At 71.8% G+C, this 17,918-nt stretch carries 19 protein-coding genes; 15 read left to right on the top strand and 4 right to left on the bottom strand.

Annotation, left to right across the window (positions count from 1 at the left end):
- Window positions 1-17 precede the first annotated feature (17 nt).
- Window positions 18-443 carry a MarR family winged helix-turn-helix transcriptional regulator gene (locus ACFPLC_RS11235; RefSeq protein WP_378200385.1) on the bottom strand — a complete coding sequence of 142 codons (426 nt, stop codon included), beginning with the start codon at window positions 441-443 and terminating at the stop codon, window positions 18-20.
- 106 nt (window positions 444-549) lie between these two features.
- Complete coding sequence (locus ACFPLC_RS11230) at window positions 550-1,005, bottom strand: GreA/GreB family elongation factor (protein WP_378200382.1); 456 nt, start codon at window positions 1,003-1,005, stop codon at window positions 550-552.
- A gap of 124 nt (window positions 1,006-1,129) precedes the next feature.
- Between ACFPLC_RS11230 and ACFPLC_RS11225 the strand changes: the two genes are divergently transcribed.
- From ACFPLC_RS11225 to ACFPLC_RS11200, 6 genes are all read left to right on the top strand, one after another.
- The gene (locus ACFPLC_RS11225) at window positions 1,130-1,717 is read left to right on the top strand and encodes a TetR/AcrR family transcriptional regulator (RefSeq protein ID WP_013230483.1); all 588 of its coding nucleotides are present in this window, start codon (window positions 1,130-1,132) and stop codon (window positions 1,715-1,717) included.
- Between the two features lie 106 nt (window positions 1,718-1,823).
- The gene (locus ACFPLC_RS11220) at window positions 1,824-3,029 is read left to right on the top strand and encodes a M14 family metallopeptidase (protein WP_378200550.1); all 1,206 of its coding nucleotides are present in this window, start codon (window positions 1,824-1,826) and stop codon (window positions 3,027-3,029) included.
- An 85-nt stretch (window positions 3,030-3,114) separates the two neighbouring features.
- Window positions 3,115-3,633, top strand: a complete 519-nt coding sequence (locus ACFPLC_RS11215) for a gamma carbonic anhydrase family protein (protein WP_378200378.1) — start codon at window positions 3,115-3,117, stop codon at window positions 3,631-3,633.
- Window positions 3,634-3,666: 33 nt separating this feature from the next.
- Window positions 3,667-4,092 carry a 50S ribosomal protein L11 gene (gene rplK, locus ACFPLC_RS11210; protein WP_378200376.1) on the top strand — a complete coding sequence of 142 codons (426 nt, stop codon included), beginning with the start codon at window positions 3,667-3,669 and terminating at the stop codon, window positions 4,090-4,092.
- Between the two features lies 1 nt (window position 4,093).
- Window positions 4,094-4,498, top strand: a complete 405-nt coding sequence (locus ACFPLC_RS11205) for a hypothetical protein (protein WP_378200373.1) — start codon at window positions 4,094-4,096, stop codon at window positions 4,496-4,498.
- 113 nt (window positions 4,499-4,611) lie between these two features.
- Window positions 4,612-5,880, top strand: a complete 1,269-nt coding sequence (locus ACFPLC_RS11200; protein WP_378200370.1) for a serine hydroxymethyltransferase — start codon at window positions 4,612-4,614, stop codon at window positions 5,878-5,880.
- Here ACFPLC_RS11200 and ACFPLC_RS11195 read toward each other — a convergent pair.
- A complete protein-coding gene (locus ACFPLC_RS11195; protein ID WP_378200367.1) occupies window positions 5,868-6,626 on the bottom strand; it encodes an inositol monophosphatase family protein in 759 nt (252 codons plus the stop codon). The genes ACFPLC_RS11200 and ACFPLC_RS11195 overlap by 13 nt on opposite strands.
- A 72-nt stretch (window positions 6,627-6,698) precedes the next feature.
- On the opposite strand from ACFPLC_RS11195, the gene ACFPLC_RS11190 reads away from it, so the two are divergent.
- Window positions 6,699-7,625 carry an Lrp/AsnC family transcriptional regulator gene (locus ACFPLC_RS11190; RefSeq protein WP_378200365.1) on the top strand — a complete coding sequence of 309 codons (927 nt, stop codon included), beginning with the start codon at window positions 6,699-6,701 and terminating at the stop codon, window positions 7,623-7,625.
- Window positions 7,626-7,718: 93 nt separating this feature from the next.
- On the top strand, window positions 7,719-9,371 hold the full coding sequence (locus ACFPLC_RS11185) for an MDR family MFS transporter (RefSeq protein WP_378200362.1): 1,653 nt from the start codon (window positions 7,719-7,721) through the stop codon (window positions 9,369-9,371).
- A 54-nt stretch (window positions 9,372-9,425) separates the two neighbouring features.
- On the opposite strand, the gene ACFPLC_RS11180 is transcribed toward ACFPLC_RS11185, so the two are convergent.
- Complete coding sequence (locus ACFPLC_RS11180; RefSeq protein WP_378200359.1) at window positions 9,426-9,941, bottom strand: inorganic diphosphatase; 516 nt, start codon at window positions 9,939-9,941, stop codon at window positions 9,426-9,428.
- A 172-nt stretch (window positions 9,942-10,113) separates the two neighbouring features.
- On the opposite strand from ACFPLC_RS11180, the gene dacB reads away from it, so the two are divergent.
- The 7 genes from dacB to ACFPLC_RS11145 all read left to right on the top strand — a co-directional run bounded on the left by dacB (window position 10,114) and on the right by ACFPLC_RS11145 (window position 17,897).
- The gene (gene dacB, locus ACFPLC_RS11175) at window positions 10,114-12,522 is read left to right on the top strand and encodes a D-alanyl-D-alanine carboxypeptidase/D-alanyl-D-alanine endopeptidase (protein WP_378200357.1); all 2,409 of its coding nucleotides are present in this window, start codon (window positions 10,114-10,116) and stop codon (window positions 12,520-12,522) included.
- An 81-nt stretch (window positions 12,523-12,603) separates the two neighbouring features.
- Window positions 12,604-13,614 (top strand): zinc-dependent metalloprotease, encoded by a 1,011-nt coding sequence (locus ACFPLC_RS11170; protein WP_378200547.1) that lies wholly within the window; start codon window positions 12,604-12,606, stop codon window positions 13,612-13,614.
- Window positions 13,611-14,570 (top strand): tRNA lysidine(34) synthetase TilS, encoded by a 960-nt coding sequence (gene tilS, locus ACFPLC_RS11165; protein ID WP_378200354.1) that lies wholly within the window; start codon window positions 13,611-13,613, stop codon window positions 14,568-14,570. Before ACFPLC_RS11170 ends, tilS begins: the two co-directional genes overlap by 4 nt.
- 3 nt (window positions 14,571-14,573) lie before the next feature.
- Window positions 14,574-15,125 carry a hypoxanthine phosphoribosyltransferase gene (hpt, locus tag ACFPLC_RS11160; protein ID WP_191312585.1) on the top strand — a complete coding sequence of 184 codons (552 nt, stop codon included), beginning with the start codon at window positions 14,574-14,576 and terminating at the stop codon, window positions 15,123-15,125.
- Between the two features lie 158 nt (window positions 15,126-15,283).
- The gene (locus tag ACFPLC_RS11155) at window positions 15,284-15,649 is read left to right on the top strand and encodes a hypothetical protein (protein ID WP_378200351.1); all 366 of its coding nucleotides are present in this window, start codon (window positions 15,284-15,286) and stop codon (window positions 15,647-15,649) included.
- A 22-nt stretch (window positions 15,650-15,671) separates the two neighbouring features.
- Complete coding sequence (locus ACFPLC_RS11150; RefSeq protein ID WP_378200348.1) at window positions 15,672-17,063, top strand: hypothetical protein; 1,392 nt, start codon at window positions 15,672-15,674, stop codon at window positions 17,061-17,063.
- A gap of 60 nt (window positions 17,064-17,123) precedes the next feature.
- A complete protein-coding gene (locus tag ACFPLC_RS11145; RefSeq protein ID WP_378200345.1) occupies window positions 17,124-17,897 on the top strand; it encodes an ESX secretion-associated protein EspG in 774 nt (257 codons plus the stop codon).
- The last annotated feature ends 21 nt before the right edge of the window (window positions 17,898-17,918 follow it).

The following is a 17,918-nucleotide window of genomic DNA, read 5'->3' as shown; positions in this document are numbered from 1 at the left end:
GAATCTCAAGGAAGTGCTCAACGAGTTTCGGTGAGCGCCTTGGCGAGCAGGGACTGCAGCAACAACTGTTCCTCGTCAGCGAGGTGTGCGAAGGGGGAGCGCCTGGCGACGACGGCGAGAAGCCGCTCGCGCACCTTCCGGCCCTCGGCGGTCAGCACCAGCGTCCGGACGCGGCCGTCCCGTGGGTGCGGGCGCCGCTCGGCGAGCCCGCGTTCCTCCAGCTGGGCGCTGAGCAGGCTGATGTTGGAGGGGTCGCAGCGCATGAGAGTGGCCAGCTTGCGCAGCGGCTGCGGCTCGGCATCCGGGTCGAGGGTCCACAGCAGGTTCGCCGTCGGCCCGGTGAGCTCCAGCCGCTCCAGGCCGTCGTTCATCCGGCCGGCGACCTCTCCGGCCAGGGCCGTCACCTGGTACAGCAACGAAGCCGCTAGCTCATCGACCGCCATGCATCGAGCTTAACTTGAGGTACTCCTGGAGTTTCTCCAAGAGATGTGCACCACCCGTCCGAAGGGCCCCCAGCTTGTGGCTGGAGGCCCTTGGCGGGGGACTTGGTTACTTCGGCGGCGTCAGCTTCACCACCGTGGCCTTGGCGTCGCCGCGCGGAGTCCGGTAGGTGATCTCGTCGCCCGCCTTGGCGCCGACCAGGGCCAGGCCCAGGGGGCTGTCCGAGGTGATCGCGTCCGCGTCCTCGCCCGGGACCGTCACCACCTGGAACGTCTCCTTGTCTCCGTCGGGGAAGCGGAGGGAGACCACCGTGCCGTCCGGGAGCTGGCTGTTGCCGTAGCCGCCGTGCTCCATCTTGGCCGCCAGGTCGGCGATCTGGCGGTCCAGGCGGGCCGCGGCCTCCGCCCGGTCGATCACGTCCGCCTGGTCCGCCGCGTCCCCGGTGCGTTCCTGCTCGCCGGGTTGCGGCGCGAGGGCTTCCCGCTGCGCGCGCAAGTTCGCGATTTCCTTCTCCAGCTGGCTGCGCGCAGCCGGGCTGAGCCCCTTGTCCCCTGAGATCACCATGCCGGGCATTGTCCGCTGCGCGGAGCGGGGTGGCCAATCCGGTTTTCACCCGAAAGCCGCCGACAGGACGCCTGCCCATAGGATTTCGGGTCGGGCGTCCAGGAAGAAGGTAACGAGAATCACCGTGAGCGCAGTCCCCGGCCGCAGCGAGCGGCTCTCGCCGAACCAGCTGGCCAAGCAGGAACAGATCGTCGAGGCCGCCCGGGTCGTCCTCGCCCGCGACGGGCTCGCCGGGTGCACCGTCCGGGCCATCGCCGACGCCGGCCCGCTCACCAAGAGCGCGATCCACTACTACTTCGCCGACATCGACGTCCTCATCGACCGGGCGATGGCCGCGCACATCACCGCCTTCGCCGCGGGCCTGCGCGAGGTCGCCGCGAAGCACGACGAACCCCGCGAGCGGCTCTTCGCCGTCCTTGAGGAGTACCTGAGCGTCTTCGCGGCGAACCCGAACGCCGCCTTCCTCTGGTTCGAGTACTGGATCGCCGCCGGGCGCGCGCAGCACCCGCAGGCCATCGACGTCATGCTCACCTCGCTCACCGAACTGCTCGCCGAGCTCCTCGCCCCGCTCGACGTGGACGACCCGCGGGCGCGGGCCCGGGCGCTGCTGTCGTACCTGCTGGGCACGGTCGTCCAGCAGCGGGTGCGCCCGCGGCCGTTCGCCACGCTCCGTGCCGACATCGAGGCGCTCTGCTTCGCGAACTACGGGTAGAAACCGCCAATAGATCCGTACTGCTCCGGATTGTGCCCTCCGCCCGGCTCCGGCCAAGGTCGAGGAACCCCCGAGAGCAGGAGACGTGATGCGCACACGAACGTGCATGGCAGCGGCCGCGGCCGTCCTCTTGGTCCTCACCAGCGGCGGCCAGGCCGGTGCCGCCCAGCCCGACAGCCCCCAGGTGTACGAGGTGACCGGCGCCGTCACCGCCCAGCAGCGGACGGAGATCGCGCGGACCGGCGCGGACATCCTCGACGCCGAAGGCGCGACGACCACCGTCATCGCCAACCCCGGCGAAGCGGCCCAGCTGCGCGCCCAGGGCTTCGGCGTGAAGGCGCTCGGCAAGGTCGACCGGTCGCCGGGCGCGGCCGCCGCCGCGGACTTCCCGGCCGGCTACACCGGCTACCACACCTACGCGGAAACGCAGACCGAGCTGCAGAAGGCGGTCGCGAACTATCCGTCGCTCACGAAGCTCGGCAGCGCCGGCACGTCGTACGAAGGCCGGGCGCTTTCCCTGATCAAGATCAGCGACAACGCCGCCACCGACGAGAACGAGCCGGAAGTCCTCTTCACCTGCAACCAGCACGCGCGCGAGCACCTGACCACCGAGATGTGCCTGCACATCGTCGACCGGCTGACCAGCGGATACGCCACCAACAGCGCGATCAAGCGGCTGGTCGACAGCACCGAGATCTGGGTGATCCCCAGCGTCAACCCGGACGGCTCCGAGTACGACATCTCCGGTGGCACGTTCCACAGCTGGCGCAAGAACCGCCAGGGCCCCGGCACCGACACCAACCGCAACTGGGGTTACAAGTGGGGCTGCTGCGGCGGCTCGTCGGGCTCGACGTCGAGCGAGACCTACCGCGGCACGGCGGCCTTCTCCGCGCCCGAGACCCGGGCCGTCTCGAACTGGGTCAACTCGCGCGTGGTCGGCGGCGTCCAGCAGATCAAGACGCACATCGACTTCCACACCTACTCCGAGCTGGTGCTCTGGCCGTTCGGCTACACCTACGCCGACACCGCGCCGGGCCTGACCGCGGCCGAGGCGCAGAAGTTCCAGACGCTCGGCAAGCAGATGGCCGCGACCAACGGCTACACGCCGGAGCAGTCCAGCGACCTCTACATCACCGACGGCAGCGTCAACGACTGGATGTGGGCGACGCACAAGATCTGGAGCTTCACCTTCGAGATGTACCCGAAGAGCAGCAGCCCCGGCTTCTACCCGCGGGACACCCAGATCGTCCCGCAGACCACCCGCAACGACCAGGCCGTCGACATCCTGATCAACGCCGCGATCACGGGCTGACCCCCAGCAGCTCCGCCGCGGCGCGCGAACGGCCCCCTTCCCCGCTGGACCGGGGAAGGGGGCCTGTGCGGTCTAGGGTGCGGGCATGCCTCTGTTCTCGTTCGAAGGGCTCAGCCCGCAGGTCCACCCGGACGCCTGGATCGCGCCCACCGCCACCCTCATCGGCGACGTCGTCGTCGAGAAGGACGCCTCGATCTGGTTCGGCGCGGTGATCCGGGCCGACTTCGGCCGGATCGTCATCCGCGAGGGCGCCAACATCCAGGACAACTCGGTGATCCACGTCAACGACGGCGTCTGCGAGGTCGGCAAGAACGTCACCGTGGGCCACCAGTGCCTGGTGCACGACTGCACGATCGGGCAGCAGGCGCTGATCGGCAACGGCTCGACCGTGCTCGACAAGGCCAAGATCGGCGCGCGGGCGCTGGTCGCGGCCGGGGCCACGGTCACGCCGGCGACCGAGGTGCCGGAAGAGGTGATCGCGATGGGCAGCCCGGCGAAGAAGTTCGTCCCGCTGACCGACTCGGCGCGGATGTGGGTCGAGCACAACGCGGCGATCTACCAGGAGCTGGCGCGGCGGCACCGGGCCGGCACGAAACCGGTTTGACCCTCCAGTAACTGGAGACTCTAGCTTCGGGGCATGGCTCCGAAGAAGAAACTCACCCACCAGGTCACCCTGGAACTCACCGCGGGCAACGCCCCGGTCGTCGACCTCGGCAAGATGCTGGGCCAGACCGGGGTCAACCTCGTCGAGATCAAGAAGGCCTACGACGCGGCGACGGCGGCCCAGCGCGGCGACATCGTGCCGGTGGTCGTCTCGGTGTTCGAGGATCGCTCGTTCGCGCTCCGGCTCAAGACGCCCCCGACGTCGTTCCTCATCAAGAAGGCGCTGGGCGACAAGGGTTCCGCGCGGCCCGGGCACGAGGTCGCGGGCAAGCTGACGACGCAGCAGCTGCGCGAGATCGCCGAGCGCAAGCTGCCGGACCTCAACACCGCCGACGTCGAGGCGGCGATGCGCACGATCGCGGGCACGGCCCGGTCCATGGGCGTCGTGGTCGTCGACTGAGGTGCGCAAGCACGCGGTCGTGCCGCCGTTCCACGCGCTCGACCCTGAGCTCGGGGTCGCGGAACGGTTGCTGCGCAAGGGAAATCCGCAGCTGTGCGGGATCGTCGCACGGCTGCCCGACGAACACGCGGCCGCGCACCGCCTCAACGCCGTGCTGGCCGGGGCGGGGGCGCGGCCGCGGCTCGTCGACACCGGCACGGCGTGGCGGATCGTCTACGTGACACCGTCCGCCGAGACTGGTGAGCTGGCCGCGGGGGCGGCGGGGCTGGCGGAACTGGTGACCGTCGGCGGCTGGCGGCGGGTGAAGCGCTGCGCCACGTGCGCGCGGCCGTTCTGCGACCGCACGTCCGGGTGCACCCGCAAGTGGTGCGCCGAACACCGCCGTGCCTCGAGCGGAGTGGACTAGGCTTCACCGCGCAGCAGCGACTGGCGCCATCAGAGGTGGAGCACCACCGGGAAGCGACGACGAGGCCGGCACCGCGCGCCTGGGTGAAGGCCACTCCAGAGCCGGAGTACGCCATGACACACCAGCCAGCACTGAACGCGCTCGCCACCGCGGACCCCGCGATCGCCGGGCTCGTCGAGGAAGAAGCCAAGCGGCAGCACGACAAGATCCGCCTGATCGCGTCGGAGAACTACGTCTCGCAGGCCGTGCTCGAAGCCACCGGCACCGTGCTCACCAACAAGTACTCCGAGGGCTACGCGGGCAAGCGGTACTACGAGGGCCAGCAGTTCATCGACCAGGTCGAGCAGCTCGCCATCGAGCGGGCGAAGGCCGTGTTCGGCGCCGACCACGCCAACGTCCAGCCGTACTCCGGGTCTCCGGCGAACCTGGCCGTGTACCTGGCTTTCGCGCAGCCGGGCGACACCGTGCTCGGCATGGCGCTGCCCGACGGCGGCCACCTCACGCACGGCTGGAGCGTCTCGGCGACCGGCAAGTGGTTCAACCCGGTGCGCTACGGCGTCGCCAAGGAGACCGGCCGCGTCGACCTCGACCAGGTGCGCGACCTCGCGCGCCGGCACCGGCCGAAGCTGATCTTCGCCGGCGGCACGGCCATCCCGCGCACGATCGACTTCCCGGCGTTCGCCGAGATCGCCGCCGAGGTGGACGCGGTCCTCGTCGCCGACATCGCGCACATCGCCGGCCTGGTCGCGGGCGGCGCACACCCGTCGCCGGTCGGGCACGCGCAGGTGATCACGACGACCACGCACAAGACCCTGCGCGGCCCGCGCGGCGCGATGATCCTGTCCGACGCCGACCACGCGAAGGCCGTCGACAAGGCGGTGTTCCCCGGGCTGCAGGGTGGCCCGCACAACCACACGACCGCCGCGATCGCCGTCGCGCTCGGGGAGGCGCAGCAGCCGTCGTTCAGCGAGTACGCGCACCGGATCGTCGCGAACGCCCGCGCGCTGGCCGACGCGCTGCTCGCCTGCGGCTACGACCTCGTCTCCGGCGGCACCGACAACCACCTGCTGCTGATCGACCTGACGAACAAGGGCGTCGCGGGCAAGCCGGCCGCGCAGGCCCTCGACCGCGCGGGCATCGAGCTGAACTACAACACGGTGCCGTTCGACCCGCGCAAGCCGTTCGACCCGTCCGGCATCCGGCTCGGCACGTCCGCGATCACCACCCGCGGCCTCCGTCCCGAGCACCAGGTCGAGGTGGCGGCGTGGATCGACCGCACGATCACCGCGGCGGCGGCCTCCGACGAGGCCGCGCTGGACACGATCGCCGCGGAGATCCGCGAGTTCCTGGCCCCCTTCCCGATCCCCGGCTACTCCGCCTGATTCAGCGCGTCCAGCACCAGCGCGTGCAGCGCCGGTGCGGCGGCGAGAAAACTGCTGGCCGACGGCGTCCACGGGGCGCCGTCGGCGGTGGTGACGACCGCGCCGGCTTCACGGGCGACCAGGGCGGCGCCGGCGAGGTTGGTGGCGTCGGTGCCGTACTGCCAGAAGAAGTCGAGCCGCCCGGCGGCGACATCGGCGACCTGCCAGGAGGTCGGCCCGAGGTTCCGCACGGCGGCGACCTGTCCGAGCACGGCGGTCAGTGAGCTGCCGGCCGCTTCGGCGACACCCGGCTGCTTCGTGACGAACGGCGGCTGGCTGGTCGCGGCGACGGCTGCTTCGAGCGACGTCTTCCGCGACGGCTCGATCGGCGTTCCGTTCCGGGTGGCGCCTCGGCCTTTCTGCACCGCGTAGGTCTCCTTCAGCCATGGCGAGTGCAGCACGGCGAGTACGGGTTCGCCGTCGCGCACCAAGGTGACGGTGAGGCAGTACTGCGGCAGGCCTTGGAGGAGCTGGACGGCGCCGTCGAGGGCATCGACGACCCAGACCTCCCCCGCGGGGAGGTCGCCGAACTCGCCTGCCCAGGCCGCGGGTCGCAGCTCGGTCAGCGCGGTCCGGAGCTCCGCGGCCAAGGGGTCGTCGATGGCCGAGAAGATCTCGCCGAGCTCTCCGAGGGAGGCGGGTGGCCGTTCCGGCGCGCGGACGCGGGCGGCCAGGGTTTCCACGATGTCGATCACGGATTTCAGCATGCGCACAGGATTAAGCTGATCGGCCGAAGTGGGAACTCAAGCTTGGCGAAGTGAGCGGAAGCGGACTGTGCAGTGCAACTTCTGACCGAGATCGAACAGCGGGTGGTCTCGGCTCTGCAGGTCGACGGCCGGGCCGGGCCCGGCCGGATCGCCGAAGTCCTCGGCCTCTCGCCGAGGACGGTCACCCGCGTGATCGCGCGCCTGCGGGCCGACGGGCGGCTGAGTGTCGTCTGCGTTCCCGATCCCCGGCACGGCCTGCGGGGCGCGATGCTCCTGCGCGTGAAGGTGCTTCGTGGCCGGACGCCGGTGATCGCCGACGCCCTGGCCAAGCGCGATGACGTCCTCTTCGTCGACATCCTGGCCGGCGGGGAGGAGATCAGCGCCGTCGCGCTCGGCGGGCTCGGCGGGCGGCTGGTGCACGACGCGTTGCCCTCGACGTCCGCGGTCACCGAGCTGCGCGCGCACTCGATCCTGCACGTCTTCTCCGACGCGGCGCAGTGGCGCACCGGTTTGCTCACCGGCGCCGAAGCCGCGGCACTGAGCCCGCCGCCTCCCGGCGAGGACGTCACGCTCGACGAACTCGACCGGCGGCTGCTCGCGCGACTGTCCGCCGACGCCCGGCTCGGTCCCGGCGAGCTGGCGGCCGAAGCCCCGGAGTCGACCGTCCGCCGCCGGCTCGACCGGCTCGCCGCGGCCGGGCGGATCCGGACCTACGCGAACGTCGACGCCCGCGCGCTGGGTCTCGAGATCGACGCGAACGTCTGGATGACCGTGCCGCCGGGACGGCTCGACGAGGTCGGCCGCGCCCTCGCCCGGCACCCGATGGTCCACGGCACCCTGGCCACGACCGGCGTGACGAACCTGATGGCCGCCGTCTGGTGCCGCGACCTGGAGGACCTCTACGCCTTCGTGACCAGCCTCGATGTGCCGTCCGCCGAGGTCACCGTGGTCGGGAAGGCCGTCAAGCGGGCCGCGAGACCGGGGTCACACAATATTTGATTGCACGATACAAGCTCCTCGGGGAATACTTGGCTCAAGCAAGTAGTTGAGGGGTACAAGCAACTACGCCGGAGACTTCCGAGGGAGACCACCATGAGCGACACCACCACGGCGGAAGGAGCAGCCGCTACGAACGGCAAACTGACTCACCGCCAGATCCTGACCGTGCTGTCCGGGCTGATGCTCGGCATGTTCCTCGCCGCGCTCGACCAGACCATCGTGTCGAGCTCGATGCGCACCATCGCCGACGAGCTCCACGGCCTGTCCCTGCAGGCCTGGGCCACCACCGCCTACCTCATCACCGCCACGCTCTCGACGCCGCTGTACGGCAAGCTGTCCGACCTCTACGGCCGCAAGCCCATGTACCTGACGGCGATCTCGCTGTTCCTGGTCGGCTCGCTGGCCAGCGGCATGGCGACGTCGATGTACGAGCTCGCCGCCTTCCGCGCCTTCCAGGGCCTCGGCGCCGGCGGCCTGATGTCCCTCGCGCTGGCGATCATCACCGACATCACCGCGCCGCGGGAGCGCAGCAAGTACCAGGGCTACTTCATGGCCGTCTTCGGCATCTCGAGCGTCGCCGGCCCGGTCGTCGGCGGGTTCTTCGCCGGCATCGACACCTTCGCCGGCATCACCGGCTGGCGCTGGGTCTTCCTGGTCAACGTCCCGATCGCGCTCGCCGCGCTGGCCGTCGTCACCAAGGTGCTGAACCTGCCGCACACCCGCGTGGACCAGAAGGTCGACTACTGGGGTGCCGTGGCGCTGGCCACCGGACTGGTGCCGCTGCTGATCGTCGCCGAGCAGGGTCGCGAGTGGGGCTGGGGCTCCGCCGCCTCGATCGCCATGTACGTCGTCGGCGCGCTGGGCGTGACCGCCTTCGTGTGGATCGAACGCCGGATGGGCGACGCCGCCCTGCTGCCGCTGCGCCTGTTCAACCGGCCGGTGTTCCGGATGTCGACGATCGTCACCGTCGTGCAGGGTGCCGGGATGTTCGGCGCGATGATGTCGCTGCCGCTCTACCTGCAGATCGTCAAGGGCGCGACGCCGACCCAGGCCGGCCTGCAGATGCTCCCGCTGACGCTCGGCATCATGATCGCCAGCATGGGCAGCGGCGCGGTGATCTCGCGGACCGGGCGGTACAAGATGTTCGCGGTGGCCGGGATCGGCCTGATGGCGGCGGCGCTGTTCGCGCTGTCGACGATCACCGTCGACACCTCGCTGGCCCTGGTCATGGTGATCGCCTTCGTGATCGGCCTCGGCCTCGGCGCCTCGATGCAGACGCTGGTGCTGGCCGCGACCAACGACGTCCGCCCGCAGGACATCGGCGTCGCCACCTCGGCGGCGACGTTCTTCCGGCAGATCGGCGGCACGGCGGGCACCGCGGTGTTCCTGTCCATCCTGTTCGGCACGGTCGGCGACCGGATCGCGAACGCCATCCGCTCGGCGATGACCACGCCGGCCTACACGACGGCGCTGGCGCAGCACCCGGAGTTCGCGAAGCAGATGCAGGGCGGCCTCGACGTCAACGACACGTCGTTCCTGTCGACGCTCGACCCGACGCTGGCCCGGCCGATCCTGCAGGGCTTCGCCGAGTCGATGAGCACGGTGTTCCTGGTCGGCGGGATCGTGCTGACCGTCGGCTTCGTCCTGGTGTGGTTCCTCAAGGAGAAGCCGCTCTCGGACAAGTCGGCGATGGAGCAGCGCGCCGAAGCCGAGGCCGACGCCCCGGCGCTCGCCCTGGCGCACTGACCACGGGAAAAGGCCCCCTCGGAAACTCCCGAGGGGGCCTTTTCACATGCGGTCTCAGTGACCGGTCCCGTTGGCCTCTTCCTTGGCCAGGCGGTCGGTCTCGCGCTCGAGCGAACGCTTGATCTCGGCTTCGGCCTCGGTGCGGCCGACCCAGGACGAGCCTTCGACGCTCTTACCGGGCTCGAGGTCCTTGTAGACCTCGAAGAAGTGCTGGATCTCCAGCTTGTGGAACTCGTTCAGGTGATGGATGTCCCGCAGGTGCTCCAGGCGCGGGTCGTTGGTCGGGACCGCGAGGACCTTGTCGTCCGGGCCCTTCTCGTCGGTCATCCGGAACATGCCGATCGCGCGGCAGCGGATCAGGCAGCCCGGGAACGTCGGCTCCTGGACGAGGACGAGCACGTCGAGCGGGTCGCCGTCCTGGCCGAGGGTGTCGTCGATGAACCCGTAGTCGGCCGGGTACTGCGTGGCCGTGAACAGGGTCCGGTCCAGCTTGATGCGGCCGGTCTTGTGGTCGACCTCGTACTTGTTGCGCTCCCCTTTGGGGATTTCGATCGTGACGTCGAACTCCACGCCGTCCTCGCTGCTTCTTTGAGATCCGGGCCCCGCACGTCGTGGGCGGCAACCTTCATGACTGTTTTGACGTCTCCTAGTGTGGACTACGCCGTGGGGCGGGGTCGCATCGATGTCGGCCACGCGGCATGTGAGCTTGGCCCCTCCCGGGGCAGGTGAGAAGGAGTGGTGGGTGCCGGAAAACGACCAGCCGATGTGGCCTTCGTCGGACGAAGACCGCTCGTCGTCCGGCGCGCGGGAGACCACTCCGATGGCGCTGCCGGACCCGCCGTCGGCTCCGCGGGACGACCCCGGCGTGCCCAAGGTCACAGGCACCGAGGCGCCGAAGGGATCGTGGTTCGCGCCGAACGTCCCGCCCGAGCCGATCCCCGGCCTCAACGCCCCCGCGGAGGAGTCGCCGCCCCCGCCGGCCCCGGCCAAGCAGGACCTCGCCGACCGCCTCGGCAGCCGCGAGCCGAGGCAGGCGCCGCCCCCGCAGCCGCCCGCCGAGCAGCCGAAGGCGGCCGAGCCGCCGTCGGCGGCCAAGCCCGCGGAGCAGAGCACCCAATACATCCGGGTCGAGGAGTCCGAGCTCGAGCCCACCGCGCCGGCTTCGGACGGCGAAAGCACGCAGTACGTCGAGCAGCCCGCTCCGAAGGCCGCGGAGAGCACCCAGTACATCGAGGTGAAGCCGTCCGGGCCGGTGCCGGTGGTGCCGATCGAGCGCCACGTCCCGCCCCGGGAGGAGCCCAAGCCGGAGGAGCCGCAGCAGCAGTGGCGTGAAGAGCTGCAGCACTGGCGCGAGGAGCAGCAGCGCCGTGAAGAGCAGCTGAGCCGCTCGGCCGCGCAGCGCCAGGAAAAGCCGGGCCGCGAAGAAGCAGAAGCCCCGCAGCAGCCCTGGAGCCAGCGCATCGAGCTGCGCGAGGACCGCACCGGTGACCGGCCGGCCGAGCCCGGCGACCGGCGTCCCGCGTTGCCGCCGGAGCCGCCGCGCGGGGTGGTGCCGTCGGCGTCCGCCGGGTCGCTGGCCCGGCCGCAGCGGATCGAACCGGACGGGCAGCGGTTCGACGCCGAGGCGACCGTCGGGATCGAGCGGCCCACCCCGTTCCCCGGCGTCTTCCAGCAGCAGCCCCAGCAGCGCAACGAGCCGCCCGCGGAGCCGCCGTCGCCCCCGGCCGAGCCCGCGGCCGCCGCGGAACCGCCGAAGAAGAAGCGCCGCAAGGGCAAGATCATCGCCATCGTCGCGGTCGTCGTGCTGCTGCTGGCCGGTGGCGGGGTCGCGGCCGCGATGCCGAAGGTGTCGAACCGGCTCGGCCTGCCGTGGGCGCCGAACGCGCCGAAGGGCGACAGCCCGGAGCCGGTCGCGGCCACGCGCCAGCTGCAGGGGCCCAGCACGTCGGGCCAGGGTCCGACGGCGAACGGCGTCAAGTCCGCGCTGGCCGCCGCCGCGGGCAACAGCGCGCTGGGGCAGCTCAACGGCAGCGTCGTCGACCCGGTGACCGGCACGACCCTCTGGGACCACAGCGCGTCGACCGCGGTGACCCCCGCGTCGACGACGAAGGTGCTGACCTCGGCGGCCGCGCTGCTGGCGATGGACCCGAACACCCGGCTGTCGACGAAGATCGTCCAGGGCGCCGACCCGGGCACGGTGATCCTGGTCGGCGGCGGCGACGTCACCCTGACCGCGCTGCCGCTGGGCACGGAGTCGCCGCTCTACCCCGGTGCCGCGCACGTCGACGACCTCGTCGCGCAGGTGAAGAAGGCCAACCCGAGCGTCAAGAAGGTGCAGGTCGACCTCAGCCTGTTCAAGGGCGCGACGACCGCGCCGGGCTGGGCCGCGGGTGACGCGCCGTCGACGTTCGCCACGCAGATCGGCTCGGTGATGGCCGACGCGGGACGCACGGACCCGAAGAACAACAACTCCCAGCGGGTGGCCAACGCGGGCAGCGCGCTGGCGGGCACGATCGCGTCGAAGCTCAGCGCGTCGGCGGGCGGCCAGGCGACCGCGCCGAAGGACGCGAAGGTCCTCGCCGAGGTCAAGTCGGCCCCGCTGACCGAGCTGGTCTCGGACACGATGGAGCTGTCCGACGACGTCCTCGCCGAGGCCCTCGCCCGGCAGGTCGCGCTGGCGACCGGCCAGGAGGCGACCTTCGCGGGCGGTGCCGCGGCGACCATCAAGGTGCTGAAGGACCACGGTTTCGACACCGCGGGCGTCAAGCTGTCCGACGGCAGCGGCATCTCGACGGAGAACAAGATCCCGGCCAAGCTGCTGACCGAGCTGATGGCGGCCGCGGCGGCGCCGGAGGGCAAGAACCCGAACACGGCCAAGCTGCGCCCGATGCTGGCCGGCCTCCCGGTGGCCGGCGGCTCGGGCACGCTCGCGGACAAGCGGTTCGAGACGCCGGCGTCGCAGGCCGGCCGCGGCTGGGTGCGGGCGAAGACGGGCACGCTGACCGGCGTCAACACCCTCGCCGGGCTGGTGCTGGACCAGGACGGGCGGGTGCTGGTGTTCGCGTTCATGTCCAACGGCTCCGACCAGCAGCCGGGCCGGGACGCGATCGATGCCCTCGCCACCAGCCTGCGCAAGTGCGGGTGCTCGTAGAACCGTACGAAGATCGTGGCCGGAAACCGACCTGGGCCAGGTAGCGTCGGAAGGGTGAGTCAGGAAACGCAGACCCGGCCCATGGTCGACTGGGCGATCGCCGCGCAGACCGGCGCGTTGCTGGTGCGCGGCGGCCCGCAGGTGCCGCGGGAACGCGCCGACGAGGCCGTCACCGACCTGCGCGAGCTGACCGTCGAGGCCGAGGGGCACGTGCGGCAGCTGACGAACCTGGGGCTCGACCTGCCGCTGCTGCCCGGCGACGTCGTCGACCGCCCCGGCTGGGTCCGGTCGGCCGCGGCCGGGCTGGACGCACTGACCGGGCGGGCGCTGCCGCAGCAGGGCGGCCCGCTGGGGCCGATCCTGGCCGGCGGCGCCGGCGTGCAGACCGGGCTGGTGCTCGCGTTCCTCGCCAGCCGCGTGCTCGGCCAGTACGACCCCTTCGGCGGGCCGGACAAGGAAGGCCGGCTGCTGCTGGTCGCGCCGAACGTCGTCGCCGCGGAGCAGGCGATGGACGTGCCGGGCCACGACTTCCGGCTCTGGGTCTGCCTGCACGAGTGCACCCACCGGCTCCAGTTCACCGCGGTCCGGTGGCTGCGCGACTACTTCGCCGACGAGGTCGAGCGGCTCGTCTCCGGCCTCGCGGGCGGCGGCACGGACAGCCTGTCGGACCTGTTCGGGCGGCTGCCGGAGGCGATCAAGCAGGGCCCGAAGCTGAACCTGGCCGAGCTGCTCCAGTCGCCGAAGGAACGCGCGGTGTTCGACCGGCTGCTGGCCCTCTCGACGCTCCTGGAGGGGCACGCCGACTACGTGATGGACGCCGTCGGGCCGCAGGTCGTGCCCAGCGTCGATCAGATCCGCGCGCGGTTCACCGCCCGGCGCAAGGGTGGCGGCGTGTTCGACCGGCTGCTGCGCGCGCTGCTCGGCGTCGACGCGAAGATCCGTCAGTACGAAGAAGGCGCGAAGTTCACCAAGCACGTCGTGGACGCCGTCGGGATGGACGGCTTCAACGCTGTCTGGCGGTCGCCGAACACCCTGCCGTCGCGCGCCGAGATCGCCGATCCGGCGGCGTGGGTCCGGCGCCTGCACGGATGACCGGGCCGGCGGTCGCGGCCGTCCGCCGGGCTGTCCGCGCCTTCCTGGAGGGTCTCGACGCGCCGCCCGAGCTGTGCGTCGCGGTCTCCGGCGGCGCCGACTCGCTCGCGCTGGCCGAAGCCGCCGCGCACGTCGGGCACCGCCGCGGGCACGCCGTCCGCGCGCTGGTCGTCGACCATGGGCTCCAGGAGGGCTCGGCGAAGATCGCCCGTGACGCCGCCGCGGCGGCGAAGGCGCTGGGCGTCGACGAAGCCGAGGTGCGCCGGGCCGACGTCACCGGCCCGGGCGGCCCGGAAGCCGCCGCCCGCAAGGCCCGCTACCGGACGCTGGCCGGGCACGATCTGGTGCTGCTCGGCCACACCCTCGACGACCAGGCCGAAACGGTCCTGCTCGGGCTCGGCCGCGGCTCCGGCCCGCGCAGCGTCGCCGGGATGCGGCCGCACGACCCGCCGTGGGGACGGCCGCTGCTCGCCGTCCCGCGCGCCACCACCCGGGCCGCGTGCGCCGAACTCGGCGTCGAGCCGTGGGAGGACCCGCACAACGCCGAGCCGCGGTTCACCCGCGTCCGGCTGCGCACCGAAGTCCTGCCGTTGCTGGAGGACGTCCTCAGCGGCGGAGTCGCCGCCGCGCTCGCCCGCACGGCGGCGCAACTGCGTGAGGACAATGAGGCGCTGGACACAATGGCGGACATGATCTTCACCCGCGCGGGCGGCTCCGACGGGCTGGATGTGGGGGTGCTCGAGGCCGAGCCCGCGGCACTGCGGCGGCGGGTTCTCCGCAGGTGGTTGCTGCAATCGGGTGTGCGCGAGCTCACCGACGCGCACCTGCGCGCGGTCGACGGGCTGGTCGCCCGGTGGCGTGGACAGGGCGGTGTGTGGTTGCCCGGCAACTTGGAGGCGAGCCGGTGCCGTGGCAGGCTCAGCGTCACCTCCCAACCCACCACCCGAGGAGAATGACCCGTGTACGAGGGCGAAATCGCCTCCGTGCTCGTCACCGAGCAGCAGATCAAGGACAAGATCACGGAGCTGTCGGAGCAGATCGCCGCCGACTATCCGGCCAACGGGCAGGGCGAACTCCTGCTGGTGGGCGTCCTGAAGGGCGCGGTCATGTTCATGACCGACTTCGCCCGCGCGCTGCCGCTGCCGACGCAGCTGGAATTCATGGCCGTGTCCTCCTACGGGTCGGCGACCTCGTCGTCCGGCGTCGTCCGGATCCTCAAGGACCTCGACCGCGACATCGCGGGCCGGGACGTCCTGATCGTCGAGGACATCGTCGACTCCGGCCTGACGCTGTCGTGGCTGCTGAAGAACCTCGCCAGCCGCAACCCCGCGTCGCTCGAGGTCGTTTCGCTGCTGCGCAAGCCGGAAGCGGTGAAGGTGGACGTGCCGGTGAAGTACATCGGCTTCGACATCCCCAACGAGTTCGTCGTCGGCTACGGCCTGGACTACGCCGAGCGGTACCGGGACCTGCCCTACATCGGCACCCTGGACCCGAAGGTCTACACCGCGTAGTGCACCGGCCGGGGTTCACCGACCGTTCACCGCAACTACCGGATTCGCGGAACCCCGGCTTCGCGGAATGCGTCATAGGCTCTGATCACGTGCGTTAACCTATGCGAAGACCAATCGTGCCCGCGGTGACCGGGTCGGGGGAACGGGAGAGAGTGCAGATGGCGAACAGCAGCGCTGCCGATGCGAACGCCTTCAAGGCCGCGGCCGCGGCGGGTCAGGTCGGGATCGACCCGGACGCCGCGCAGGCCGTGCTGAACAAGATCCGCACCGGCAAGGACGCGGTCGAGACCCTGCTCGCGGGCGCGGGCGCGCTCGCCCAGCCGCCGAAGCTGGGCGACAACCCGGTCGGCCAAGCGATCGCCGAGAAGTTCGTGCAGCGCGCGGACGGCGGGGGCGACTCCTACGCCGCCGCGCTGCAGAACCTGCTCGAGCAGTACTCCGCCGCCGAAGAGGGCATCGTCACGGCGATGGCCCGCTACCACGAGATCGACCAGGCCGCGGCCGACCCGTTCCGTAACGCCTGAGTCCAGAGGGGAACTCGTAGTCATGGCTCCGAACCACAGTGACCAGCCGGCGGCGACCGACCCGGGCTCGCTGGTCCCGCTCGGCGACAACTCGGCTTCGCAGAACATCGTCGACAGCGCCCGCGGCAGCGCCGGCGGCTTCGACATGGGCAGCGACCGGGCGATCGCCAACCCGCCGAACTGGAACGCGCAGGAAAGCGACCAGCTGTACCGAGGCGCAACCGAAAACAACTTCCCGGAGACGGCGACCGCGGCCGGGCAGACCTGGGCGCACCACGGCGCCGAGCTGAAGCAGGCGTCCGAGCACCTGTACAACGCGATCGCCGAGCTGGGCAACGCGTGGGTCGGCAAGGGTGCCGCCGGCGCGCAGGGTGCGCTGGTGGCCATCGCCAACTCCGGTTCGCAGGCTTCCGACGCCGCGCACACGATGTCCGACCGCCTCGCCAAGCAGTGCGCGGCGGCCGAGCAGGTCAAGAAGATGCCGCCGCCCAAGAAGTACGACCCGCAGCAGGCGATGGCGGCGGCGCTGGCGGGCGGCCCGGCGGCTCTGGTCGCCGACCAGAAGGAGCAGTCCGACGCGGCCGACGACGTCAAGGCGCAGCAGGTCGCGTTCTTCAACGCCTACACCCAGGCGATGAAGGAGGTCGACAACTCGACCCCGAGCTTCGGCCCGGAGTCGCTCGGCATGAAGCCGACCGCGTCGCACAACTCCGTGTCGTTCAGCGCGGTGAACAGCGTCGGCAGCACGGGCTCGGTCGACGCGCTGCCCGGCGCGGGCGACGCGATCTTCGCTTCCGGCGCCGCGGGCTTCGGCGGCCACGGCGCCGCGTTCGGCGCGCAGCACGCCGGGATCGGCGGCCCGAACGGGGTCCACGGCGGGGTGGCGGGCGCGGGCTTCGGCCCGGACGCGGCCACGCTCGGCAGCGACGGCGCCGGCGGCTCGGTCACCGGCGCGGGTGCCGGCACCGGCGCGGGCCACGTCGCCCCGGGCGGCGGGCAGCCCGGTGGCGGCAACCCGCTCGGCAAGATCGGCATGGGCCTGGGCATCGGCGGCGTGGCCGGCGGCCTCGGCGCGCTGGCGTCGCGGGCGCTGGGCGCGGGCAGCAAGTCCGGCGCGAAGTCCGAAAACGAAACGTCGCTGGCGTCGGCCGAGGGCCAGGGCCAGAGCGCCGCGTCGGCCCAGGCGCCGCAGCAGGGTGTCGTCTCGTCCGCGGGCACCATCGGCGGGCAGACGCCGCCGCCGATGAACCCGGGCATGGGCGGCATGGCCCCGCAGGGCGCCCAGGGGCAGCAGGACGAGGAGCACACGCACGCGTCCTTCCTCATCGAGGCGGACCCGGACGAGGCCTTCGGCGCGAACCAGGCGACCCCGCCGCCGGTCATCGGCGCGTGGTCCGACGACGAAGACCGCTGATCCTTTTCGGGCCGGGCGCACCGGCGTGCGCCCGGCCCGGTTTCTCCTGGGGGTGGCTCGATGCCGAACGCTGAGCTGCTCACCCCGGTCGAGGTGGACTTCCTGTGGGAGTCGGCCGGACTGGGCGAGCTGCCGTACCCGCTGCGCATCCGTTCGCACGGCGCGACCGTCGACGAGCGGGCGATGCTGCGCCGCCGCACCCTCGAAGGACTCACCGCGCGTGGCCTCGCCGACGGCCGCGGCCGGCCCGAGCCGCACGTCGAGGACTACTTCGGCGTGCTGGCGGCCCCCGAACTGAGCCTGGACGCCGTCCAGCTGATCGCCCCGGACGCCCAGCCGCTGCTCGCGGTCGCCGGCGTGCTGGGCGGCCAGGGCCTGCTGGCCGTGCAGGACACCCGCGGCCTGCACCTGCAGCCGTGCCCGCCCGACGGGCTCCCCAGTGCGATCGTCTCGCTGCTGCCGGGTGCCCCGCGCGGTAGCGAGAAGTCGATCACGGTGCCGCGGGACGAGCTGACCGGCGACTTCCGGCAGCGTGGCGGCAACGGCGACGAGCGCGCGTCGGCCGACGAGGACCGCAAGGCGCTGGCCCGGCTGACCGCCCAGCCGCGGCTGCGCGGCGGCCAGATCGGCGCCAACTCCCGCAGCCGGCTCGGCGCCCGCACGCGCACGCCGGTGCTGGCCTGGTTCGACACCGCGACCGGCCGCTACTTCACCCAGGCCACCCGGGGCCGCGACGGCCGGGACTGGATCACCATCGCTCCCGCCGACGCGGCCACGCTGCGCCACCGCCTCGGTGAGATGCTCGCCGGAGCCGCGGCGACCAGCTCGGTCTGAACCCGGGTTCTCCGGGCGTGC

Source organism: Amycolatopsis plumensis (assembly GCF_042652605.1).
GTDB lineage: Bacteria > Actinomycetota > Actinomycetes > Mycobacteriales > Pseudonocardiaceae > Amycolatopsis > Amycolatopsis plumensis.
The sequence above is the reverse complement of the archived record's forward strand: the minus strand, read 5'-3'. Positions and strand labels throughout refer to the sequence as shown.